A 16683-nucleotide genomic window follows, 5' to 3' on the forward strand; every position below is an offset into this window, starting at 1 on the left:
ACCTGGAGACGCCCATGGCCAGCGACCGTCCCTTCACCACCGCGGCCTTCATGGCCACGAGCCTGGACGGATACATCGCCCGCGCCGACGGCGACATCTTGTGGCTCACCGAACGCGCCGAGGAGGCCTGGGACGCCAGCTACACGGACTTCGCCGCCGACGTCGACACCCTCGTCATGGGACGGGGCACCTACGAGGCAGTGCGCACACTGAAGCCGTGGCCCTTCACGAACAAGCGCGTGGTGGTGCTCAGCACACGGCTTCGTCTCGGCACCGATCCCCGCATTACGGTGCACCACGACCTGGACACACTGGTGAAGGACCTCAGCGACGCTGCACGTAGACGGCGTCGTCAACGGCGACCGCCTATGCGTGTGTATGGTGCCGCGCCGGCATGGACGTCTTCCACACCGGCGCGGTCGGCCACACTCCGATGCCGATTCACCGTGGCCGCCGAGATCGACGCACGCTGGCCCGCCGACCGGCGCAACGACGGTGCCACACTGGTGGTCTGCCCCTGCCCTGCCTGCTGACGCCTCGACGGGAGGAATCTCCGGGGACGTTCCGGGACCTGTTCCGGGAGGTCTCGGTGACGGGCTTCTGAGTCGGCACCGGGCTCAAAACCAACACGAGGGAACACCTGACAGGCGGCCGGGACGATGCCCCTTCGCCCGTGGTCTCGTCGCCTCACTCCGCGCTGACGTTCGCATCGGACTTGCATGGGCGACTGGCATGGGCGAAGGGGCCTCGGAGCGCCGCTACCTCGATGGGCAGAAGATCCTCTCCATGGCCTTGCCCATGGCCTGGCCTGCGGCGTCGAGGTCCTTGCCCTTCAGGGTCGCCGAGATCGCGAGCTGGCGGCGGCCGTCTTCGGTGTAGAAGGTCATGGCGAGGAAGCCGGGGGCGGTCCCGCCCATGATGTAGATGTCGTCGCTGCAAAGGCTGCGAATCTTGGCCCGAGGCTGGGAGTCACTGGGGAGCCGGTCGGTCAGGACTCGCTGAAGCTCCGGCGACAGCAGCTTGCCCTGGGTGAACGCCCGCTGGAAGGCGCTGATGTCGTGGGCAGTGGAGACCACCCCTCCGGCCGCCCCTCCGACGCTGGCGTTGAACCGGTCCACATCGCGCAGCCTGCCGTCGGCGTCCGGGTAGTAGCCGTGGCCGTGCGGCCCCTTGATGCCCTCCGGCGGCCTGAGCGGGAGGTAGGTCTTGGTCATCCCGAGCGGGCCGAACAGGCGCCCGTGCAGCTCGGCGGCCAGGTCGTGGCCGGTCAGCCGCTCGATGATCAGGCCGAGGAGGGTGTAGTTGGTGTTGGAGTAGGAGAACTTCTCGCCCGGCTCCCCGGTGCGGGGGCGGGGGCGGCTCCACTTCACCACATCGAGCGGCCGGTAGTAGGTCGTGAAGTCGAACACGTCGAACGAGGGGTCTTCTCCCTCGGTCCCGTCCGGGTTCGGCTTGGCGGCGTACCAGTCGGGAATGCCGGAGGTGTGCCGGATCATCTGCCGTACCGTGATCTCGCCGGCCCGTTCCACCAGATCCTTCTCCACCACCTCCGGCAGCAGGTCGCCGAGCTTGTCGTCCACGCCCAGCCTGCCCTCCCCGACCAGTTGGAGCACGACGGTGGCCACCATCTTCTTGGTCTGTGAGCCGATCCGGAAACGCGCGCTCGCGGGGATGCTGCCGCCCTTGCCGTCCAGCAACCGGGAGCCGGCGCTCCCCGCCCCGACGGGTTTCCCGTCGACATAGGCCCCGCCGACGGCGCCCACGACCCCATGAGCCCCGGCCAATTCCTCCATCGCCTCCTGGACGTTCCCGACCTGCGGCGGGTCGGCGGCGGCAGGCGCGGCGGGGGCCAGCATCAGAATGGCGACACCAGCGGCCAGTCCGGCGCTTTTCAGCGGCGGACGAATGTTCCTGTATGACACGACGCGCTCCTTCTTGGAGCCGGGGCGCCACGCCCTCGGCATGGACCGTCGTGGTCCATGCCTCTACTGAAGACGGAAGGCGGTTGCGGTGACGTATGCGTTTTTTGATACGCCCGCGATATACGCCTCCCGGCATAAAGGAACTGGCGCGTGCGGGCAGTGAGAGGGCCCCGGCGGAGGTGATCGCGACAGCCCGGTCACTGCAAGTCGTGGAGCGGCCTTCTGCTTGTCGCTTCAGTGGGTCGTTGTGGGAGGTGGACGGTGGTGAGGAGGCCGCCGTCGGGCCGGGGCGCGAGGTGAAGGGTGCCGTGGTGCGCTTGGACGATGCTGTGGACGATGGCCAGTCCGAGGCCGACGCCGGCGTGTTCGCCTGTGTGCGTGCGTTGGGTTCCGCGTTGGAAGGGTTCGGTGAGGGTGGGCAGCAGTTCGAGTGGGAGCCGGTGGCCGGTGTTCTCGACATGCAGGACGCCGGCGCCATTGCGTGTTTGGGTGTGCACCGTCACCGTACCGCCAGTGGGGAGGTTGTGGACGATGGCGTTCTGGACGAGGTTGGTCACCATGCGCAGCAGCAGTGCGGGGGATCCGAGGGCGTGGGTGGGTTCACCCGTGACCTTGAGGGTGATCTGACGCTTTTCGGCGAGGGGGAGGAGTGTCTCGGTGGCTTCTTCGGCGACGAGGGACAGGTCGACGAGTTCGCGCGTGAACGTCCCGCGGTTGCTGCGGCTGAGGAGCAGGAGGGCTTCGGTGAGGTCGATCGCGCGGGTGTTGACGGTGTGAAGGCGTTCGATGAGTTCGCCTTGGTCTCGTCCGGGGTCGTTCCGGGCGACGTCCAGAAGTGTTCGTGAGATGGCCAGCGGGGTGCGCAGTTCGTGGGAGGCGTTCGCGGCGAATCGTTGTTGTTCGGCGACGTGGGCGTTGAGTTGCCGGAGCATGGCGTCGAAGACGTCGGCGAGTTCGCGGAATTCGTCGTTGGGGCCTTCAAGGCGGATCTGGTGGGTGAGTGATCCGTTGGCGGCCATGCGTGCGGCGTCGGTGATGCGGGCGAGTGGTCCCAGCATCCGGCCGGCGAGAATCCATCCCCCCACGAGGCCGAACAGCAGCAGAACCGCCATCGCCATGACCGCACGGGGGACGAAGGCGCGCTGGAGGTCGGTGCGGTTGGGTATGTGCGGAGGGGGCGGCGCCCCGGGGTGGCGGTCCCAGTCGTTCACGAGCGCTCCGTCGGGTACGTAGCGCAACAGATACACCCAGACCACGGCCAGCAGGAGAGCGCCGGCGAGGAAAAGGAACCCGGCGTAACTGATGGTCAGTTTCAACCGGACGCTGAGCCCCGGACGCCTATCCACGGGTGCCGCCTGCGTCGGTGGTGTCCGTGCCGGTGTCGATGCGGTAGCCGACACCGGGGACGGTGGCGATGACCCAGGGCCGGCCCAGGCGTTTGCGCAGAGCCGAGACGGTGATCCGGACGGCGTTGGTGAACGGATCGGCGTTGGCGTCCCAGGCCCGCTCCAGCAGCTCCTCGGCGCTGACGACACCGCCCTCGGCCGCCACCAGCACCTCCAGCACCGCGAACTGCTTGCGGGTGAGCGCGACGTGGTGCCCGTCGCGGAAGACCTCGCGGCGGAACGGGTCGACCCGCAGGCCCGCGATCTCGCGGACCGGGGGCCGGGCATGGGCGCGCCGGCGGTCCAGGGCCCGCAGCCGCAGCACCAGCTCGCGGAGCTCGAACGGCTTGGTGAGGTAGTCGTCGGCGCCGAGCCCGAACCCCGAGGCCTTGTCGTCGATCCGGTCGGCGGCGGTGAGCATCAGGATCGGGACGCCGCTGCCGGAGGCGACGATCCGCCGGGCGACCTCGTCCCCCGAGGGGCCGGGGATGTCACGGTCCAGGACCGCCAGGTCATAGGAGTTGACGCTCAGCAGTTCCAGGGCGGTGTCGCCGTCGCCGGCGATGTCGGCGGCGATCGCCTCCAGCCGCAGGCCGTCACGGACCGCCTCGGCCAGGAACGGTTCGTCCTCCACGATCAGCACGCGCATGCCCGAAGCCTAAACAACACGACATATCGTCAACATATGCAGTCCGGGCACGTCGATCGGCATCGCCGGCATGGCGCCCGCCTGGTCGAGGACGGATGCGGCAGCCGGACCGGCTCGACCGTGCGGTACTCGAAGTGCCACCATTCGTTGCCGTAGATGCGGTAAAGCCCGTACCGGCCGCCGTGCTCTTCGAGCCACCGCGCGCCCTCGGCCGGGCGGACGTCGAGCGCGAACCCTCGCACATGGCCCGACTCCTCGGGCGGCAGCACCCGGCGCCGCGCCGCGGCCACCGAGCCGGTGCGCCGAACCTCCTCGGTGAAGATCCGGTGCTGTTCCGCCGCGTCGCGATATCCCGAGGTGAGGCCGATCAGCTGGCCGTCGCGCCAGAACGCCTCCGCCCGCGCGTGCGTGAACGCCGTCAGCGTTTCCGGTGCCAGCCCGCGGAGGTCCTCGGCGGGAAAGCGCAGGCCCAGCGCCCACTGGCAGGCCAGGAAGCGGGCGCGGCCGGGAGCGCGGCAGAAGGCGACCGGCACCAGCGGCACCGCGATCAGCCGGGTGAGGGCCGCCAGGACACGCGTCTTGAGCGCCGAGCGTGGAATCGTCACGGCTCACCCCCGAAGGGTCGGGCCGTGCGCGGGACCTCGGTCGGCGAGAGGCGGGCGGGCATGGGGGCCGGCGATCACCGCGCCGAGGATCGCCGAACCGACGGGCACGGGATCGTGCCCGTGAACGGCCGACGCCGACCGGAATGCACTGTGGTTCATGCGTCCACGGAAGACGGAAGACCGTTGCGCCGGCGTATGGGTTTTTCCATATGCCCGCGAAACCACCGGCGTTCGGGGACTGGCACGCCGACGGTGAAATGGCCCCAGTGGGCCTAGTGCGAGAGCACCAGGACACGGGAGCGGCCGGTCAGGGTGCACCAGGGGAAGACGGCGGCCGGGGACGATGCCCGGCGGGGCACCCGAGGGAAGTGTGGGAGGCGCGCGAATCTCGCGCATTCCCCTTGCCCGACGGCGTCTGGAGTGATCAGCAAGTGGCAGCGTTTCTTTATCGGATCGGGCGGTGGGCCTTCCGGCGTCGCCGGCTCGTGACCGCTCTGTGGCTGGGTGTCCTGCTGCTGGCCGGGATCGCCGCCGCCATGGCGCCGTCCGGGCAGGACGAGGACCTCTCCATGCCCGGCACCGAGTCGCAGAAGGCGTTCGACCTGCTGGACGAGCGTTTCCCCCAAAGCAACTCCCAAGGCGCCGAGGCCCGCCTGGTGTTCCGGGCCCCGGACGGCCAGCGGGTGACGGCCATGGAGAACAAGGCGGCCGTCACGAACGCGCTCCGCTCACTCAAGGGGGGCGATCAGGTCGCCTCGGCCACCGACCCCTACGAGACCGGCGCCGTCAGCGAGGACGGCGCCATCGCCTACTCCACGATCACCTACACCGCGGACGCCGTCGACCTCACCGAGCAGGCCAAACGCGCTCTTGAGGACGCCGCGGGCCGGGCCCGGGACGCGGGGCTGACCGTGGAGATCGGCGGCTCGGCGCTGGACTCGGACGAGTCGCCCGGCGGCACGACGGAGATCATCGGCGTGGTGGTGGCGGCCGTGGTGCTCGTCCTCACCCTCGGGTCGCTGGTCGCGGCCGGGCTGTCGCTGCTGACCGCCTTCCTGGGCGTGGCGATCGCCTTCGGCCTGGTCTCCGCGCTGGCCGTTCCGCTGGGCCTGACCTCCACGGTCGCCATCCTGGCGCTGATGCTGGGGCTGGCGGTCGGCATCGACTACGCGCTCTTCATCACCTCCCGTTTCCGCGACGAGCGCGCCCAGGGCCGCGAGCCGGAGGAGGCCGCCGGACGGGCGGTGGGCACGGCCGGGTCCGCGGTCGTCTTCGCCGGCGCGACCGTTTTCATCGCCCTGGTCGGGCTGGGGGTCGTCGGCATTCCCGAGCTCACCAAGATGGGCATGGGCGGCGCGGGCGCCGTGGCCCTCGCCGTCCTCGTCGCGCTGACCATGGTCCCCGCGCTGTTCGGCTTCTCCGGCCGGCGGATCCTGTCCCGCGCCGTCCGCAAGGCCGCCCGGCCGGGAGGCGGGCACCCGCACCCGGTGGCCGCCGCCGGCCGCCCTGGGCTCGGCACCCGCTGGGCGCGGTTCGTGCTGCGCCGTCCGACGACCGTGCTGGTGATCGCCGTACTCGGGCTCGGTGCCGTCGCGCTGCCGGCGCTGAGTCTCGAACTCGGGCTGCCCGGAGACGAGTCCAAGTCGGTGGAGACCACCCAGCGCCGTGCCTACGACCTGCTGTCAGAAGGCTTCGGCCCCGGCTTCAACGGCCCGCTGACCGTCGTCGTGGACATGCCGGAGTCCGCGGACGCCCGGGCCACCACGGACCGGGTCGCCAAGACCGTACGGGGAGTGGACGGGGTCGCCTCGGTCGGTGAGCCGGTCCTCAGCCGGACCAAGGACACCGCCGTCCTCACCGCCGTCCCGCGGACCGCGCCGAACAGCGGCGAGACCAAGGACCTGGTCCACGCGATCCGGCGCGCGGCCTCGGGTGTGGAGGCCGACACGGGCGCCGTCATCCTGGTGACCGGCACCACCGCGTTGAACATCGACATCTCCGAAGCGATGTCCGGCGCCCTCGTCCCCTATCTGACGGTGGTCATCGGCCTGGCGGTGCTCCTGCTGATGGTGGTCTTCCGCTCGGTCTTGGTCCCGGTCAAGGCCGCGCTCGGCTTCCTGCTGTCGGTGGGCGCGGCCTTCGGCGTCCTCGTCGCCGTCTTCCAGTGGGGCTGGGGAGCGGACGTGGCCGGCATCGAGCAGACGGGACCGGTCATGTCGCTGATGCCGGTTCTCATCATCGGGATCGTGTTCGGCCTCGCCATGGACTACGAGGTCTTCCTCCTCACCCGGATGCGGGAGGCCCACGTCCACGGCGCGTCCCCCGGCGAGGCGATCGTCAGCGGTTTCCGGCACAGCGGACGCGTGGTGGCCGCGGCGGCGATCATCATGATCAGCGTGTTCACCGGTTTCGTCGGGATGAACAACCCGACCATCCAGACGATGGGCGTCGGCCTGGCCTCCGCCGTCGCCTTCGACGCCTTCGTGGTCCGGATGGCGATCGCGCCCGCGGTCCTGGCTCTGCTCGGTGACCGGGCCTGGTGGCTGCCCCGTAACCTGAACCGTGTGCTCCCGAATTTGGACATCGAGGGTGAGGCACTGAGCGGGCACGCCTCCGTCCCCGAGCCGGACGCGGCGCGGCTCCCCCACGGCGGACGCTGAGGCGGCCATGTCGAACACGGGTGGCGGCGGCCCGCGACCACGCGGCATGTGGTGGCGGGAGGGGGCGATCACGGCGACGGCGTTCGCGCTCTGCCTGCTCGGCGGAGTGGTCCGGGTCGACGACACGCTGTCGGCCCCGCCCGCCGCCGCCTACGTCGTCGCCGTGGTGTCGTGCGCCGTGCTGCCGCTGCGGCACCGGGCGCCGCTGGCCGCCATGGCGGCCACGACCGCGGTCGGCGTGCTGGTGCCGCTCGCGGGTCTCCTGCTGAGCCCGCTCATCGTCGCGCCCGCCGTGATCACCGCCTACTCGCTCGCCGTGCGCACCGAACGGCGCGCGGCGAGCGCGGTGTCGCTCACCTCCGCGGCCCTGATGGTCGCGTCCACCCCCTTCTTCGGCGCCCTCTCCTGGCAGGACGCGAGCAGGCTGGGCGCGGTGGCGGCGTTCCCGCTGATCGCCGGCGTCCTCGGTCACTCGACGCGGAACCGGCGTGCCTACCTCTCGGCCGTGGAGGAACGGGCCCGGCGGGCCGAGGAGAGCCGGGACGGCGAGGCGCGCCGGAGAGTGGCCGAGGAACGGGTGCGCATCGCCCGGGAACTGCACGACCTCGTGGCCCATCAGATCACCCTTGCCAACGCGCAGGCCACGGTCGCGGCCCACCTCTTCGACACCCGTCCCGAGCAGACCCGCAAGAGCCTGGGGGAGCTCGTCCAGACCACCGGCGACGCGCTCGACGACCTGCGGGCCACGGTCGGCCTGCTGCGCCAGTCGGGGGACGCGGCCGCGCCCGCCGAACCGGCGCCGGGGCTGTCCCGCCTTCCCACGCTCCTCGAATCCTTCCGCCGCGCGGGACTTGAGGTGTCGGTCCACCAGGAGGGCACGGTCAGGCCGCTGCCACCGGGAGTGGACCTCACCGCCTACCGCATCGTCCAGGAGGCCCTGACCAACGTGACCAAGCACGCCGGTAGCGGTAGCGCCCGCGTGCGCTTCGCCTGGAGCCGCGACCGCGTGACCATCACCGTCGCCGACGACGGAGGGGACGCCCGCACGGCGCCGACCGCGTCCACGGGGCCGGATCGTCCGCCCGGTTACGGCTTGATCGGGATGCGTGAACGGGCCACCGCGGTCGGAGGACACCTCTCCGCGGGCAGTCGCCCCGAGGGCGGCTTCCTCGTCTCCACCCAGCTGCCCCTTCCGCCCGTCAAGGTGACGACGCAGAAGACCGCCGGGGACACGCCATGACGCTCCGCGTGCTGCTCGCCGACGATCAGGCCCTGCTGCGCGATGCCTTCCGGATGCTCCTCGACACCGCCGACGACATCACCGTGGTCGGCGAGGCCGGCGACGGCCGGGAGGCGGTGAGGCTCACCCGGGAGCTGCGCCCGGACGTGGTGATCATGGACATCCGCATGCCCGAGGTGGACGGCCTCACCGCCACGTCCGAGATCTGCGCGGACCCGGAGCTGCGCGCCAGCCGCATCCTGATCCTCACCACCTACGAGACCGACGAGTACGTCGCCCAGGCGCTGCGCGCGGGGGCCGGCGGCTTCATCGGCAAGGGCATCGGGGCCGAGGACCTGCTGGACGCCGTGCGGACCATCGCCGACGGCGACACTCTCCTGTCCCCCGCCGCGACCCGCTCCCTGGTCGCCCGTTTCCTGGCCACACCCGACGCTCCGCCGCACCACCCCGAACGGCTCGCCGTGCTCACCCCGCGCGAACGCGAGATGGTGGCCCTGGTCGCGACCGGCCTGTCCAACCAGGAGATCGCCGAGCGCATGTTCCTCAGCCCCTTCACCGTCCGCGCTCATGTGCAGCGCGCGATGACGAAACTGGACGCCCGCGACCGCGCCCAACTCGTCGTCATCGCCTACCAAACGGGCCTGGCCCGCCCCTCCCCCGACAGCGGCTAGTTGGCAGGCACGCCGGAGAACGCCGGAAACCTCGTGGGGGCATCACGGCCCCTGCGACCTCTCCGGTCACGCCCGTCTGCCCTATTGGGCAGGCCCGCACCCTGCTGATGGAAGACATCCGCTGCAGGACGAACTATCAACTGAGCGACCACGACGGCGTCGATGCCGGAACGCAGCGGGCTGGTGCAAGGTGTGCTCCCTGCTGTCCGGGCTTGGACTCCGGGGCCGTACACGTTGACTTTTCTCATGATCACGCACAATATACCCCCATGACTAACCCCATCCATAACCCCATGCGTGATGCCCTGGTCGGACTGGCCGGCGACGTGCAGGCGACGGCCGAGCGGCTGGCCGCTCTGCCTCAGGTGCCCGGCGTCCAGGTCGCCGCGATCGCGGACGGCCGGATCGGGCTGGGGGCCGCCGGGACGGCGGACGCGCAGACCGGACGGGCGGTCACCTCCAGCACCCGCTTCCGGCCGGGATCGATCACCAAGCTGCTCACCGCGGGCCTGGTGACCGCGTGCGCCGCCGACGGACGGCTCAGCCTGGACGACCCGGTCGGCCGGTTCGTCCCCGGCCCATGGGACGAGGCCCTGCGCGTGCGGCATCTGATCTCGCACTCCTGCGGCCTGGACGCCGCGGATGTCTTCGTCGACGTCGGCGACGAGGACGACTGTGTCGCCCGCTACGTCCAGCAGCACGTGGCCGGTGCGGGGACGCTGTTCACGCCCGGCACCACCTTCTCCTACTGCAACGGGGGCTTCGTCCTGGCCGGTCGCGTACTGGAGGTCGTGCTCGGCAGGCCCTTCGAAGAGGCCCTACGCGCCGAGGTGCTAGTCCCTGCCGCGACCACCGACACCTGCTTCGCTCCCGGACACGCCTCCCATGACGACGGCGTCACCGCCCGCGGGCACCTGGTCAAGGGCCAGCAGGTGGAGCCGGTGCCGTACCGGATCGCGCACCCGATGTGCTCACGCGGGCTGGGCCCGGCCGGCGGCACCCTGGTCTCCACCGCGCACGACCTCGCCCGCGTCATCGCCCGGCACCTGCAAGGCCCGGACACCGCGTCCATGCGGACCCTGCACGCCCATGCTCCCGGCGGAGTCGCCGGAATGCGCGGCGCGGGCCTCGGCTGGATGATGTGGGACGATCCCGCGGTCCCCAGCGTCCGCATCGGTGGCGCGGTCCCCGGCCAATCCGGTCTCATTGTGGCCACCCCGTCCGCCGACACCGTCCTGGTCGTGCTGACCAACTCCGACCAGGGCGCCAACGCCGTCTCCTTCCTGCTGGACGGAGAAGCCGCCACGGCGACCGGCCCGCGACAGGACTCCGACCCGCCCGCCGATCTCGGTCGCTACGCGGGCCGCTACACCTCGCATGTCAGCACGCTGGACATCACCGCCGAAGCAGGCGGACTACGCGCGACCAGCCCCGGGCTCCCGGAACTGACACTGACCCCACAGGACCGCATCACCTTCGCCACCCCGATCGGCCCGGTGGCGTTCTTCGGCGCCGATGACACCGGCGCACCCCGCTACCTGCGCTGGCGCATGCGGGTCTGGCATCGGACCACCTGATCGCAGCGTCCGGGACGTGAGCCGCGGTCGGAGGCCGACGCGGCCTCGGAGCGGTCAGGGGACGATCTGGGCGACGGCCTTCTCCAGGCCGTCCAGGACGAGCCCGAGGCCGCCCTCGAAGGTCTGCCGCGCCAGGTGCTCCAGATAGGGCACGCCGTCGTCGGGCGGGACGGACGGCGCGCCCTCGGAGTCGAGCCATGCCACGGTCGGGAACCGCTCGACGAAGTCGGGGACCAGGTCCCGCAGGGCGTCCGAGCGGCCGTGCCACCATTCCTCCTCCGACAGGCCCGTCGACCGCGCCGCCTGCCGGGACTCGGCGACGGTCTGCGCCGCGCCCCGCACCACGTGCGCCAGCGTCGCCACCGCGCGCCGCACGTCCGCCGCGCCGAGCCCGGTCGAGGCCAGGACGCGCAACAACGTCTCCAGGACGCCGTACTCGTTCGGGCCGAGGACGGGCCGGGCCTGGGAGACCTGGAGGAACCAGGGATGGCGCAGGTAGAACGCCCAGGAGTCTTCAGCCCAAGCCGTGATCGCCGCTCTCCACCCGGCGCTCAGGTCGTAGTCCGCGGGCAGTTCGGCCAGGGCACGGTCGTACATGAGGTCGACGAGCTCGCTCTTGCCCGGGACGTAGGTGTACAGGGCCATCGCCGTGCGGCCGAGCCGCTCGCCGACCGCGCGCATCGACAGCGCCGCCATGCCCTCGGCGTCGGCGACGGCGATCGCGGTCGCCACGATCACCTCCACGCTGAGCGCCGGTTTCGGACCGGGGCCCGGCGGCCGGGAGCGGGGGCTCCACAGCAGGTCCATCGAGCGGCGCGCGTCGCCCTGTCCGGCGAAGACGACCAACCCACGACTCCTTACGGCATAAACTGATTTTTCCGCGAGTATCCTTTTACGCCCTAAGCTTATCAACTCTGGAGCGAGGAGCACGATGGTCCAGCCAGCGACGCCCACCCGGTCGACGCCCACCCGGTCGGCGGCCGACAGCCACGACGTCATCGAGGTCCGCGGCGCCCGGGAGAACAACCTCGCCGACCTCGACCTGGACCTTCCCAAGCGGCGCCTCACCGTCTTCACCGGCGTGTCGGGATCGGGCAAGTCGTCCCTGGTGTTCGGCACCATCGCCGCCGAGTCCCAGCGCCTGATCAACGAGACCTACACCGCGTTCGTCCAGTCGTTCATGCCGAGCCTCGGCCGCCCGGACGTCGACGCGCTGCGCAACCTGAGCGCGGCGATCGTCGTCGACCAGGAGCGGATGGGCGCGAACTCGCGCTCCACGGTGGGCACCGCCACCGACGCCCACACGATGCTGCGGATCATCTTCAGCCGGCTCGGCGTCCCGCACGTCGGCACCTCCACGGCGTTCAGCTTCAACAACGCCGAGGGCATGTGCCCCGAATGCGAGGGGCTCGGCCGGGCCACCAGCGTCGACGTCGACCGGCTCCTCGACCGGGACCTGTCGCTGAACGAGGGCGCGATCACCGTGCCGAACTTCGCCGTCGACTCCTGGTACTGGAAGCTCATCGCCGGTTCGGGGCTGTTCGACCCGGACGTCAAGCTCCGCGACTACACGGCCGGGCAATGGGACGACCTGCTCAACAAGCCGGCCACGAAGATCAAGGTGGGCGGGCTGAACACCAACTACGAGGGGCTGCTGGTCAAGGTCCAGCGGCTCTACCTGAGCAAGGACAAGGAGTCGTTGCAGCCCCACATCCGCTCCTTCGTGGACCGGGCCGTCACCTTCTCCACCTGCCGCGCGTGCGAGGGGACCCGGCTCGGCCCGGCGGCGCTGAGCAGCCGGATCGGCGGCCTCAACATCGCCGACTGCGCCGCGATGCAGATCAGCGACCTGGCGGAGTTCGTCCGCGGCATCGACGACGAGCGGGTCGCGCCGCTGCTGGCCACGCTCGGCGACACCCTGGACGCCCTCGTCGAGATCGGCCTCGGGTACCTCAGCCTGGACCGCGAGTCCACCAGCCTGTCGGGCGGCGAGGCGCAGCGGGTGAAGATGGTCCGCCACCTCGGCTCCAGCCTGACCGACGTCACCTACGTCTTCGACGAGCCCACCATCGGACTGCACCCCCACGACATCCAGCGGATGAACGGCCTGCTGCTGCGCCTGCGCGACAAGGGCAACACCGTGCTGGTCGTGGAGCACAAGCCGGAGACGATCGCGATCGCCGACCACGTCGTCGACCTGGGTCCCGGCGCGGGCGCGGCGGGCGGGCGGCTGTGCTTCGCCGGCGACCTCGCCGGGCTCCGCGCGTCCGGCACGCTCACCGGCCGCCATCTCGACCACCGCGCGAGGCTGCGCGACCGCGTCCGCGAGCCCGCCGGCCAGCTGGCGATCAAGGGGGCGAACCTGCACAACCTCAAGGACGTGGACGTCGAGATCCCCCTCGGCGTGCTCACCGTCGTCACCGGCGTCGCCGGATCGGGCAAGAGCTCCCTGATCCACGGCTCGCTGCCCGGACGCGACGGCGTGGTGGTGGTCGACCAGTCCCCCATCCGCGGGTCGCGGCGCAGCAACCCCGCCACCTACACGGGCCTGCTCGACTCCGTCCGGACGGCGTTCGCCAAGGCCAACGGCGTCAAGGCCGCCCTGTTCAGCGCCAACTCCGAAGGCGCCTGCCCCCGCTGCAAGGGCATCGGCCTCGTCTACACCGACCTCGCGATGATGGCCGGAGTCGCGTCGGTCTGCGAGGAGTGCGAGGGCAAGCGCTACACGCCCGAGGTGCTGACCTACAAGCTGCGGGGCAAGGACATCAGCGAGGTGCTGGCCATGTCCGTCGACGAGGCCCGCGCGTTCTTCACCACCGGGCAGGCGGGCGCCGTCCTCACCCGCCTCGCCGAGGTCGGCCTCGGTTACCTGGGCCTCGGCCAGCCGCTCACCACCCTCTCCGGCGGTGAGCGGCAGCGGCTCAAGCTGGCCATCCACATGGCGGAGAAGGCCGCCACCTACGTGCTGGACGAGCCGACCACGGGCCTGCACCTCGCCGACGTCGACCAGCTCCTGGCCCTGCTGGACCGGCTGGTCGACGCGGGCGGCTCCGTCATCGTGATCGAGCACCACCAGGCGGTCATGGCGCACGCGGACTGGATCATCGACCTCGGCCCCGGCGCCGGGCACGACGGCGGAGAGGTCGTGTTCACCGGCACGCCCGCCGACCTGGTCGCCCGGGGCGACTCGCTCACCGCCCGTCACCTGCGCGACTACGTCGCCGGGCCGTGAGGGGCCCGTGCCGGGGCCGCGCCGTCCGGCCGGCTCCGGCACGCCGGTCAGGCCGCCCAGCGCCCGTCGCGCATGAGGTCGCGGCCCTCCAGCTCGTTGGCCTCCCGCCACGCCTGAAGCCGTTGCGGTCGCACGTGGAAGTACAGGTACGGCGTGACGAGGTCGCGCGGGTCGAAGCCGGTCTTGGCCGCGAACGCCTCCCCCACGGCCTCCGGGATCTCCGCGGCCGGCGTCGCGTCCGCCGTGCCCTCGACGAGCACCACGTCGCGCGTCGGGCCGATGCCCAGCCGAACCCGCCCGGTGGCGCTCAGGTTGCGGCCCGTCGGACTCGCGGCGGGCGTGGCGATGAGCAGCGTCTCGCCGTCCCACAGGAACGACAGCGGCACCATGTAGGGCGTGCCGGTCGCCGGGTCGGCCGTCGCCACCCATGCGTCGACATCGTGGTCGAGCCGGTGGAGCACGTCCTTCTTGCGCTCCTCGAACGTCCGCGCGGGCGGGGTCATGGGCATCGGCCTTCCTGATCGAGTACTGGTCCACCAGCATGACCCGTTCCCGCAGGTGGACGTGACAGGCCGGCCCCGCAGAATGGAGGGCATGCGCGATCCGTCCGGACGGCTGCTCCGGCTGCTGTCCCTCCTGCAGACCTCTCGCGAGTGGCCGGGCGCCGAGCTTGCCGAACGGCTGGGCGTCACCGCCCGCACCGTCAGGCGCGACGTCGACCGGCTGCGCGAGCTGGGCTATCCCGTCCACGCCACGCGCGGCAACACCGGCGGATACCGGCTCACCGCGGGCACGGCGATGCCGCCGCTGCTCCTTGACGACGAAGAGGCCGTCGCCATCGCCCTGGGGCTCCGCACCGCCGCCGCCAACGCGGTCTCGGGCATCGAGGACGCGTCGCCGCGGGCCCTGGCCAAGCTGGAGCAGGTCCTCCCGCACCGGCTGCGGCATCGAGTGGCGGCACTGACCGAGGCGGCGGTCGCGCTCCCCGCGCGGGACGGCGGCGTCCCACCCGCCGACCCCGGCGTCCTCGCCGCGCTGGCGGCCGCCTGCGTCGCCCACGAGCGGACGCGGTTCGGCCACACCCGCGCCGACGGCGCCACCGCGCGGCGCGTCGTCCAGCCGCACCGGCTGGTCGCCGCGGGCCGCCGCTGGTACCTGGTGGCCTTCGACGAGGACAGGGCGGACTGGCGCCTGTTCCGGGTGGACCGCGTCACCGAGCCGCACCGCACCGGTGTCCGCCTCCCGCCCCGCGAGCTGCCGGGCGGCGCCGACGCGGTCACGTGGGCGATGGACGCGCTGGCGGGCGGGTCGGGCACCATACGGGCACGGGTGCGCCTGCACGTCCCGGTCGAGGAGGCGTCGGCTCGGGTCACCGCCTGGCAGGGCGTCCTGGAACCGGTGGACGATCGGTCGTGCCTGCTGCACACCCAGTCCGACTCGATGCGGTTCCTCGCCTACCGGGTCACGCTGCTGGACGTCGACTACACCCTGCTCGACCCGCCCGAGCTGGCCGTTCACCTGGACACCATCGCCCGTCGCGCGTCCGCCGCGACCGCGTCGTTCAGGTGAGGCCGGCGGCGGTCCGCCCGGTGAGCATCCACCGGCTGAACGCCGCGTAGTGCCGTGCGTAGTCCTCCGGCCCGCCGGCTCCCTCGACGGCGTCGGAGAACTCTCGTACCCGCTCGAAACGGGACAGACGATCCGCCTCGTACGCCTTGAGCGCGGCTCCCTGTGAGGGGTACCGGGCGAGGGCGCGGACGAGCACGCCGACGTCCTCGACGCCGAGCGTCCCGCCCGCCGCGATGTGCGGCGACAGGCCGTGCGCGGCGTCGCCGGCCAGGACCACGCGCCCGGACGTCCAGCGCGGCAGCGGCGGCACGCGCATGATCTGGTCGTGCAGGATCGCCTCGTCCGGAGTCGACTCGATCAGCTTCGTCAGCGCCTCGTTCCACCGGCCGTCGCTCAGGTGGCCGGCCCGGGCGAGGGCCTGTTCCTTCGCCGTGCCCGTCAGCGGCCCGCAGCCGAACTGGTTGACCATCCACATCACCCGGCCGCCATGGGTGCGGGCGAAGCCGCCCCGTGTGCGGTGCCGGCCGACGGTCAGCACGCTGCCCCCGGCCGGCTCGTCCCCGGACGGCACCGTCGCCCGCCACGCGTGGTGCCCCCGATGCTCCCGCGCCGGGAATCCCGGGACGAGTCCGTCCCGCACCCGGGAGTGAACGCCGTCGGCGCCCACGAGGAGGTCGGCGCGCTCGCCGGTGCCGTCCTGGAAGAGGACGGTGACCCCGTCACCGTCCTCCTCGAAGCCGACGACCTTGCGGCCGAGCCGCAGGGACGAGGGACCGACCATGCCGGCCAGCGACTCGGTGAGCCGAGCGCGGGGCAGCAGCAGGAACTCATGGTCGGCGGCACCGGACCCGAGAGCGCGATAAGGCCGCCCAGAAGGGTCGTAGAACCAGGTCGACACGAGCGTTCCCAAATCGTTCGCCATATCGCCCGCGCCGATGTCGTCGAAAACGTCCAGGGCGTTCCGCCACAGCCCGATCGACGCACCACCGGCGCGGACCTCTCCGGCCTGCTCGCAGACCACGACGTCCGCCCCGGTCCGGCCCAGGGCCACCGCCGCCGTCAGCCCGACGATTCCCCCACCCGCGATGATCACGCGCATTCCCTCGCCACCCTTTCTCGTACCGTCGACACAAACGGTAAAAGCCCGGCGAGCCGCTTACAAATGCACATTGT

The 16683-nt window shown here is 71.6% G+C and carries 14 protein-coding genes; 7 read left to right on the plus strand and 7 right to left on the minus strand.

Annotation, left to right across the window (positions count from 1 at the left end; translation table 11 throughout):
* The first annotated feature begins 14 nt into the window (after positions 1–14).
* A complete protein-coding gene (locus E1291_RS06615; RefSeq protein ID WP_131736829.1) occupies positions 15–533 on the plus strand; it encodes a dihydrofolate reductase family protein in 519 nt (172 codons plus the stop codon).
* Between the two features lie 225 nt (positions 534–758).
* On the opposite strand, the gene E1291_RS06620 is transcribed toward E1291_RS06615, so the two are convergent.
* The 4 genes from E1291_RS06620 to E1291_RS06635 form a co-directional block, all read right to left on the minus strand.
* On the minus strand, positions 759–1922 hold the full coding sequence (locus E1291_RS06620; RefSeq protein ID WP_165494984.1) for a serine hydrolase domain-containing protein: 1164 nt from the start codon (positions 1920–1922) through the stop codon (positions 759–761).
* 197 nt (positions 1923–2119) lie between these two features.
* Entirely contained in the window at positions 2120–3238 is a 1119-nt protein-coding gene (locus E1291_RS06625) for a sensor histidine kinase (protein WP_278045236.1), read from the minus strand.
* 22 nt (positions 3239–3260) lie between these two features.
* Positions 3261–3956, minus strand: a complete 696-nt coding sequence (locus E1291_RS06630) for a response regulator transcription factor (protein ID WP_131736831.1) — start codon at positions 3954–3956, stop codon at positions 3261–3263.
* 29 nt (positions 3957–3985) lie between these two features.
* Entirely contained in the window at positions 3986–4561 is a 576-nt protein-coding gene (locus E1291_RS06635) for a M15 family metallopeptidase (protein WP_207400596.1), read from the minus strand.
* A gap of 485 nt (positions 4562–5046) precedes the next feature.
* Between E1291_RS06635 and E1291_RS06640 the strand changes: the two genes are divergently transcribed.
* From E1291_RS06640 to E1291_RS06655, 4 genes are all read left to right on the plus strand, one after another.
* The gene (locus tag E1291_RS06640) at positions 5047–7221 is read left to right on the plus strand and encodes an MMPL family transporter (protein WP_242613980.1); all 2175 of its coding nucleotides are present in this window, start codon (positions 5047–5049) and stop codon (positions 7219–7221) included.
* Positions 7222–7228: 7 nt separating this feature from the next.
* The gene (locus E1291_RS06645; RefSeq protein WP_131736833.1) at positions 7229–8461 is read left to right on the plus strand and encodes a sensor histidine kinase; all 1233 of its coding nucleotides are present in this window, start codon (positions 7229–7231) and stop codon (positions 8459–8461) included.
* Entirely contained in the window at positions 8458–9132 is a 675-nt protein-coding gene (locus E1291_RS06650) for a response regulator transcription factor (protein ID WP_131736834.1), read from the plus strand. Before E1291_RS06645 ends, E1291_RS06650 begins: the two co-directional genes overlap by 4 nt.
* 293 nt (positions 9133–9425) lie before the next feature.
* On the plus strand, positions 9426–10709 hold the full coding sequence (locus E1291_RS06655; RefSeq protein WP_165494985.1) for a serine hydrolase domain-containing protein: 1284 nt from the start codon (positions 9426–9428) through the stop codon (positions 10707–10709).
* Between the two features lie 54 nt (positions 10710–10763).
* Here the strand turns inward: E1291_RS06655 and E1291_RS06660 are convergent, their stop codons facing one another.
* Positions 10764–11555, minus strand: a complete 792-nt coding sequence (locus E1291_RS06660) for a TetR/AcrR family transcriptional regulator C-terminal domain-containing protein (RefSeq protein ID WP_131736836.1) — start codon at positions 11553–11555, stop codon at positions 10764–10766.
* Between the two features lie 85 nt (positions 11556–11640).
* Here E1291_RS06660 and E1291_RS06665 point away from each other — a divergent pair, with 85 nt between their 5' ends.
* A complete protein-coding gene (locus E1291_RS06665; RefSeq protein ID WP_131736837.1) occupies positions 11641–13941 on the plus strand; it encodes an ATP-binding cassette domain-containing protein in 2301 nt (766 codons plus the stop codon).
* A 47-nt stretch (positions 13942–13988) separates the two neighbouring features.
* Here the strand turns inward: E1291_RS06665 and E1291_RS06670 are convergent, their stop codons facing one another.
* Positions 13989–14450 (minus strand): pyridoxamine 5'-phosphate oxidase family protein, encoded by a 462-nt coding sequence (locus E1291_RS06670; RefSeq protein ID WP_242613981.1) that lies wholly within the window; start codon positions 14448–14450, stop codon positions 13989–13991.
* A gap of 85 nt (positions 14451–14535) precedes the next feature.
* Between E1291_RS06670 and E1291_RS06675 the strand changes: the two genes are divergently transcribed.
* Positions 14536–15510 (plus strand): helix-turn-helix transcriptional regulator, encoded by a 975-nt coding sequence (locus E1291_RS06675; RefSeq protein WP_131736838.1) that lies wholly within the window; start codon positions 14536–14538, stop codon positions 15508–15510.
* Here E1291_RS06675 and E1291_RS06680 read toward each other — a convergent pair.
* Entirely contained in the window at positions 15503–16609 is a 1107-nt protein-coding gene (locus E1291_RS06680) for an FAD-dependent oxidoreductase (RefSeq protein WP_131736839.1), read from the minus strand. The genes E1291_RS06675 and E1291_RS06680 overlap by 8 nt on opposite strands.
* Between the last annotated feature and the right edge of the window lie 74 nt (positions 16610–16683).

Origin of the sequence: Actinomadura roseirufa (assembly GCF_900659635.1) — a bacterium.
In the GTDB taxonomy this organism is placed as follows: Bacteria; Actinomycetota; Actinomycetes; order Streptosporangiales; family Streptosporangiaceae; genus Spirillospora; species Spirillospora roseirufa.